Genomic DNA, 5,826 nt, shown 5'->3' on the forward strand with positions numbered 1-5,826 from the left:
GTGTCGGAAGGGGTGGCGGACATGGATCCAGAGTATTTCGGTTCCGAATAATTCGTCAACGAAGTATTCGGAACCGAAGAGTTGAGGGCGGGGGACGTACGATCGATGCATGGAGCCGACCGAGCCCACCGGGCCGACGCAGCGGGACTGGACCGACGACCACGTGGACCGCTGGCAGCCCGTCCTGCCGGACCTCGACCCGGTCGTCGAGGGCGCGGTCACGCGCATGAAGAAGCTCTCGGTCCATCTGCGCCGCGTGCGCGAGCAGTCCCTCGTCGACTTCGACCTGGAACGCCACGAGTTCGACACGCTCCACAAGCTCGCCGGACGCGGCGGCAGCGCGGCCCCCTCCGAGCTCGCCGAGGACCTCGACCTCGCTCCCGCCTCGGTCACCGGCCGCCTCGACGCGCTGGAGCGGCGCGGCCTGGTGCGCCGTACGCAGTCCACGACCGACCGGCGCCGGGTGGTCGTCGAGCTCACGGAGACCGGCCACCAGACATGGCAGGGGGCGATGGACGTCCTCGGCCACGAGGAGTACCGGCTGCTCGGCGTCCTCGACGAGGGCGAGCGGGCCCGGCTCAACGACATGCTCCGCAGGATCATGCTCGTGGCGGAGGAGCCGGGCGGCCCGAAGCCCTGGCACGGCTGATCCCCGGACGGGGCGGGACGCGGCGGGCCCGCGGGTGTCGGTGGGGGCCTCTACCCTGCGGGCATGGGAAAGGTGACCTTCGTCGACGAGACGACCTCGGGGGCCCGTCGGGAGGCCGGCGGCCTCGACGCCGCCGAAGAGCGGCTCACCCTGCGCGAACTGATCCGCCGTCGGGTCACCGCCGAGGCGGGGCCGGGCGAGGCGGAGGGGGCGTACGCCCGGGCCGTCGCGGCTTTCGGGCGCAACGGCTTCCTGGTGCTGGTGGGGGACCGTCAGGTCGAGGAGCTGGACGAGACGGTGGAGCTGGACCGCGACACGGAGGTCACCTTCCTCAGGCTCGTCCCCCTGGCCGGGGGCTGAGGAAGGCGACCCGGACGCCTGCCGCCCCCCGAGCGGCGGACGAATCGTTAGACGCTCAGCGAGCGGGCGAAGTTGAGCTGGCCCATCACCCAGTGGATGGTGTCCGGGCCGGTCGCCGGGATCATCGTGGCGTGGTGCCGGCCGCCGCTGGTCACCGTGACCTGGATGAAGCCGGTCGTCTTCTTCTCCTTCATCAGGAGGAAGAGCAGACCCACCAGGCACAGCAGTGCGAAGATGATGGCCAGCACGATCGCGACCGTCGGGATCTTCTCCTCGGTCCGCGACATGTCCATCGCGTTCCACACCGCGCCCTTGAGCGGCATCGACCCGGCCGGCGTGATGATCTGGTCGCCGACGACGGTGATGTCGCCGAGGCTCAGCTGCGCCCCGCCGCCCTGCCCCGTCGGCGCGTGCTGCGGAGGCACGGGGACCCCGCCCGGCAGGGTCGGCTGGTAGCCCGCGCCCGAGACCGGCTGCGGGTACCCGTAACCGGGCGTTCCCGCCTGCGGATAGCCGTAGGGAGGCGTCCCCGACCGTCCGTCGGGCCCCCACTGGTACTCCCCGTCCGCATAAGGGTTCGGCTCGCTCATCAATCCCCGCTCTCCTGGGCCGCCAACGCTGCCTCAGATCCTGGCACATGCGCACCGTGTACGCGGAAGGCCCCGACTCCTCAGGGGAGTCGGGGCCTTCCGCGTACGAGCGGACCCGGCGCGCGGCCGCGTCAGCGGGTCAGAAGCGACGCGTGATCAGCGCGCGCTTGACCTCCTGGATCGCCTTCGTGACCTCGATGCCACGCGGGCAGGCGTCCGTGCAGTTGAACGTCGTGCGGCAACGCCACACGCCGTCCTTGTCGTTCAGGATCTCCAGGCGCTGCTCGCCCGCCTCGTCACGCGAGTCGAAGATGAAGCGGTGCGCGTTGACGATCGCGGCCGGACCGAAGTACTGGCCGTCGTTCCAGAAGACCGGGCAGGACGACGTGCACGCGGCGCACAGGATGCACTTGGTGGTGTCGTCGAAGCGCTCGCGGTCCTCGGCGGTCTGCAGACGCTCACGCGTCGGCTCGTTGCCCTTGGTGACCAGGAACGGCATGACGTCCCGGTACGCCTGGAAGAAGGGCTCCATGTCGACCACGAGGTCCTTGAGCACCGTCAGGCCCTTGATGGCCTCGACCGTGATCGGCTTCTCGGGGTTGATGTCCTTGATCAGCGTCTTGCAGGCGAGCCTGTTCTTGCCGTTGATCCGCATCGCGTCCGAGCCGCAGATGCCGTGCGCGCACGAGCGGCGGAAGGTCAGCGTGCCGTCGACGTCCCACTTGATCTTGTGGAGGGCGTCGAGCACCCGCTCCTTCGGGTCGATCTCGATCTGGAAGTCCTCCCAGACCGACGCGTCCGACACCTCGGGGTTGAAGCGGCGGATGCGCATCGTGACCGTGATGTACGGGGAGGCGGCGGACTCCGCCTCGACCTTGTCCAGTACGGGGGTAGCCATCAGTACTTACGCTCCATCGGCTGGTAGCGGGTCTGGACGACCGGCTTGTAGTCGAGACGGACGGTCTCGGAGCCGTCCTCGCCGACCTCGCGGTACGCCATGGTGTGACGCATGAAGTTGACGTCGTCGCGGTTCGGGTAGTCCTCGCGGTAGTGACCGCCGCGGGACTCCTTGCGCGCCAGGGCCGAGACGGCCATGACCTCGGCCAGTTCGAGCAGGTTGCCCAGCTCGATGGCCTCCAGGAGGTCCGTGTTGAAGCGCTTGCCCTTGTCCTGGATGGACACGTTCTCGTAGCGCTCGCGGAGCTCGGCGATCTTCTCGACGGCCGTCTTGATCGTCTGCTCGGTGCGGAACACCATCACGTTGGCGTCCATCGTCTCCTGGAGCTCGCGGCGCAGGTCGGCGACCCGCTCGCTGCCCGTGGAGTTGCGGAGCTTCTCGATCATGGAGACGACGAGGGCCTCCGGGTTCTCCGGCAGCTCGACGTAGTCGGACTTGGCGGAGTACTCGGCGGCGGCGATGCCCGAACGGCGCCCGAAGACGTTGATGTCGAGCAGCGAGTTCGTGCCCAGGCGGTTGGCGCCGTGCACGGAGACACAGGCGACCTCGCCGGCCGCGTACAGACCCGGCACGACGGTGGTGTTGTCGCTGAGGACCTCACCCTCGACGTTGGTCGGGATGCCGCCCATGGCGTAGTGCGCGGTGGGCTGGATCGGGATCGGGTCCGTGTAGGGCTCGATGCCGAGGTACGTGCGGGCGAACTCGGTGATGTCCGGGAGCTTGGCGTCGAGCTGCTCCGGCGGGAGGTGCGTCAGGTCGAGGTAGACGTGGTCGCCCTCGGGACCGCAGCCGCGGCCCTCGCGGATCTCGGTGTAGATGGAGCGGGAGACGACGTCACGGGACGCGAGGTCCTTCATGACCGGCGCGTACTTCTCCATGAAGCGCTCGCCGTCCTTGTTGCGGAGGATGCCGCCCTCACCGCGGGCGCCCTCCGTCAGCAGGATGCCCATGCGCCAGATGCCCGTCGGGTGGAACTGGAAGAACTCCATGTCCTCCAGCGGCAGGCCGCGGCGGTAGCAGGCCGCCTGGCCGTCACCGGTCAGGGTGTGCGCGTTGGAGGTCACCTTGAAGAACTTGCCGGTGCCGCCGGACGCGTAGATCACGGCCTTGGCCTGGAAGATGTGGATCTCGCCGGTGGCCAGCTCGTAGGCCACCACACCGGCGGACTTCTTGACCCCGTCGACCTCGGTGATCAGCTGGTCCAGGACGTAGAACTCGTTGAAGAACTCCACGCCCTCCTTGACGCAGTTCTGGTACAGCGTCTGGAGGATCATGTGGCCGGTGCGGTCCGCGGCGTAGCAGGACCGGCGGACCGGGGCCTCGCCGTGGTTGCGCGAGTGGCCGCCGAAGCGGCGCTGGTCGATGGTGCCGTTCGGGGTCCGGTTGAACGGCAGACCCATCTTCTCCAGGTCGAGGACGGCGTCGATGGCCTCCTTCGCCAGGATCTCGGCGGCGTCCTGGTCGACCAGGTAGTCACCGCCCTTGACCGTGTCGAAGGTGTGCCACTCCCAGTTGTCCTCCTCCACGTTGGCCAGCGCGGCGGCCATGCCGCCCTGCGCGGCGCCCGTGTGGGAGCGGGTGGGGTAGAGCTTCGTCAGCACGGCGGTGCGGCTGCGCTTCGTCGCCTCGATGGCGGCGCGCATGCCCGCGCCACCGGCGCCGACGATGACGGTGTCGTACTTGTGGATCTTCATGGCGTGGTTACCTCAGCCCCGTGCCTAGCGGATGTTCGGGTCGAAGGTGAAGATCACCAGCGTGCCCAGAAGGATGGTGAACACCGTGGCGGTGTACAGCAGGCCCTTGAGCCACAGGCGCGTGTTCGCGCGTTCCGCGTAGTCGTTGACGACCGTGCGGAGGCCGTTGGCGCCGTGCAGCATGGCCAGCCAGAGCATCAGCAGGTCCCAGACCTGCCAGAACGGGGACGCCCAACGGCCGGCCACGAAGGCGAAGCCGATCTTGGAGACGCCACCGTCCAGGAAGAGCTGGATCAGCAGGTGGCCGAGGACCAGGACGACCAGGACGACGCCCGAGAGGCGCATGAAGAGCCATGCGATCATCTCGAAGTTGCCCCGGGTCGCCCGCGGCGTCTTGCCGGTGCGCTTGCGGGGGGCCTCGATGAACGGGGCCGGGTTGTCCACGTCGTAGTGGGGCGCGCCCTCGACGGGACCGATCGCGGACTGGGTGTCAGCGGACATGTGCGGCCTCAGCTCCCGAACAGTTCACGTGCGGCGTGGCCGAGGACGGGGTACAGCGAGCCCGCCATCAGCACGACCCAGATGCCCACGACGGTCCAGAGCATCTGCTTCTGGTAGCGCGGGCCCTTGGACCAGAAGTCCACGGCGATGACCCGGAGGCCGTTCAGCGCGTGGAAGAGGATGGCGGCGACGAGGCCGTACTCGAGGAGTGCGACGATCGGCGTCTTGTACGTGGCGACGACATCGTCGTACGCCTCGGGGGAGACGCGGACGAGAGCGGTGTCCAGCACGTGTACGAACAGGAAGAAGAAGATGAGGACGCCGGTGACTCGATGAGCCACCCAGGACCACATTCCTTCCCGGCCGCGGTACAGCGTTCCAGCCGGCACGGAAAAACCCTCCGGGAGCGGGGATCAGGGTCGGCCGGCTTCAGTGTCGGTCTGACCCGGCCGGGTACGGTCCACCGGCCCTGGTCATCGTAGCGACGACTCGTCGGTTCGCTCGCGCGGGGTCCATAGGTGTGATCAAAGAGGCACGGACGGGCTATCGCGTGCGCCCGAATCACCGCATTCCGGACGCCCGTACGGGGGTGGGGGGCGCGCCGACCCGGTGCGCGAGCCGGGAGCGGGTCAGCCGGCGCAGCTCGTCGGCCGCCGTCGCGCGCTCCTCGTCCGGTTCGTTGCCGAGCCGTGACCGGATGCCGGCCAGGACCCGGTCGAGTCTCTCCGACGGGCGCACGCCGTCGAGGCTGATCACGAACGCGTGACCGAACCTGCACTCGTACGCGGCGTGGGCGGCCCGCAGCGCGGTGTGCGCGGCCTGCGGCGCGTCGGGGTGGGGAGCCGCCGAGGACTCGCCCGCCAGCGCCTCGTCGACGTCGGCGACGGACAGGTCGTAGCCGGCCTCGTCGGCCGCGGCGAGTAGCGCGTCGAGTGTCGGGTACGGGCGATGGGCGGCCACTCGCTCGGCCCAGCGGCGGCTGCCGCAGCAGGTCAGCAGGAGGGCCACGGCCGCGCCGGGCGTCGCCGTGTTGAAGCGGGCCAGCCCTGTCAGCGGAGTGAGAGGGGTGGGGCC

General features: G+C 69.3%; 8 protein-coding genes. 2 read left to right on the forward strand and 6 right to left on the reverse strand.

The features are described from left to right. The first annotated feature begins 109 nt into the window (after window positions 1–109). Together EAO71_RS29610 and EAO71_RS29615 are read left to right on the forward strand one after the other, a co-directional pair. Window positions 110–649: a MarR family winged helix-turn-helix transcriptional regulator gene (locus EAO71_RS29610; RefSeq protein ID WP_147980869.1), complete on the forward strand. Its 540-nt coding sequence runs from the start codon at window positions 110–112 to the stop codon at window positions 647–649. Window positions 650–712: 63 nt separating this feature from the next. Beyond that, the gene (locus EAO71_RS29615) at window positions 713–1,009 is read left to right on the forward strand and encodes a hypothetical protein (RefSeq protein ID WP_147980870.1); all 297 of its coding nucleotides are present in this window, start codon (window positions 713–715) and stop codon (window positions 1,007–1,009) included. 47 nt (window positions 1,010–1,056) lie between these two features. Here EAO71_RS29615 and EAO71_RS29620 read toward each other — a convergent pair whose 3' ends face one another. The 6 genes from EAO71_RS29620 to EAO71_RS29645 all read right to left on the reverse strand — a co-directional run bounded on the left by EAO71_RS29620 (window position 1,057) and on the right by EAO71_RS29645 (window position 5,805). After that, window positions 1,057–1,599, reverse strand: a complete 543-nt coding sequence (locus tag EAO71_RS29620) for a hypothetical protein (RefSeq protein ID WP_147980871.1) — start codon at window positions 1,597–1,599, stop codon at window positions 1,057–1,059. 139 nt (window positions 1,600–1,738) lie between these two features. Beyond that, the gene (locus EAO71_RS29625) at window positions 1,739–2,497 is read right to left on the reverse strand and encodes a succinate dehydrogenase iron-sulfur subunit (protein WP_147980872.1); all 759 of its coding nucleotides are present in this window, start codon (window positions 2,495–2,497) and stop codon (window positions 1,739–1,741) included. Next, complete coding sequence (gene sdhA, locus EAO71_RS29630; RefSeq protein ID WP_147980873.1) at window positions 2,497–4,251, reverse strand: succinate dehydrogenase flavoprotein subunit; 1,755 nt, start codon at window positions 4,249–4,251, stop codon at window positions 2,497–2,499. Before sdhA ends, EAO71_RS29625 begins: the two co-directional genes overlap by 1 nt. Window positions 4,252–4,275: 24 nt before the next feature. Continuing rightward, the gene (locus EAO71_RS29635) at window positions 4,276–4,752 is read right to left on the reverse strand and encodes a succinate dehydrogenase hydrophobic membrane anchor subunit (RefSeq protein ID WP_147980874.1); all 477 of its coding nucleotides are present in this window, start codon (window positions 4,750–4,752) and stop codon (window positions 4,276–4,278) included. 8 nt (window positions 4,753–4,760) lie between these two features. Further along, entirely contained in the window at window positions 4,761–5,141 is a 381-nt protein-coding gene (gene sdhC, locus EAO71_RS29640; protein ID WP_123954581.1) for a succinate dehydrogenase, cytochrome b556 subunit, read from the reverse strand. Between the two features lie 172 nt (window positions 5,142–5,313). Further along, complete coding sequence (locus tag EAO71_RS29645; protein ID WP_147980875.1) at window positions 5,314–5,805, reverse strand: 2-oxo-4-hydroxy-4-carboxy-5-ureidoimidazoline decarboxylase; 492 nt, start codon at window positions 5,803–5,805, stop codon at window positions 5,314–5,316. Window positions 5,806–5,826: the final 21 nt, after the last annotated feature.

The sequence above is a fragment of the Streptomyces sp. MS191 genome (assembly GCF_008042125.1).
Taxonomy (GTDB): domain Bacteria; phylum Actinomycetota; class Actinomycetes; order Streptomycetales; family Streptomycetaceae; genus Streptomyces.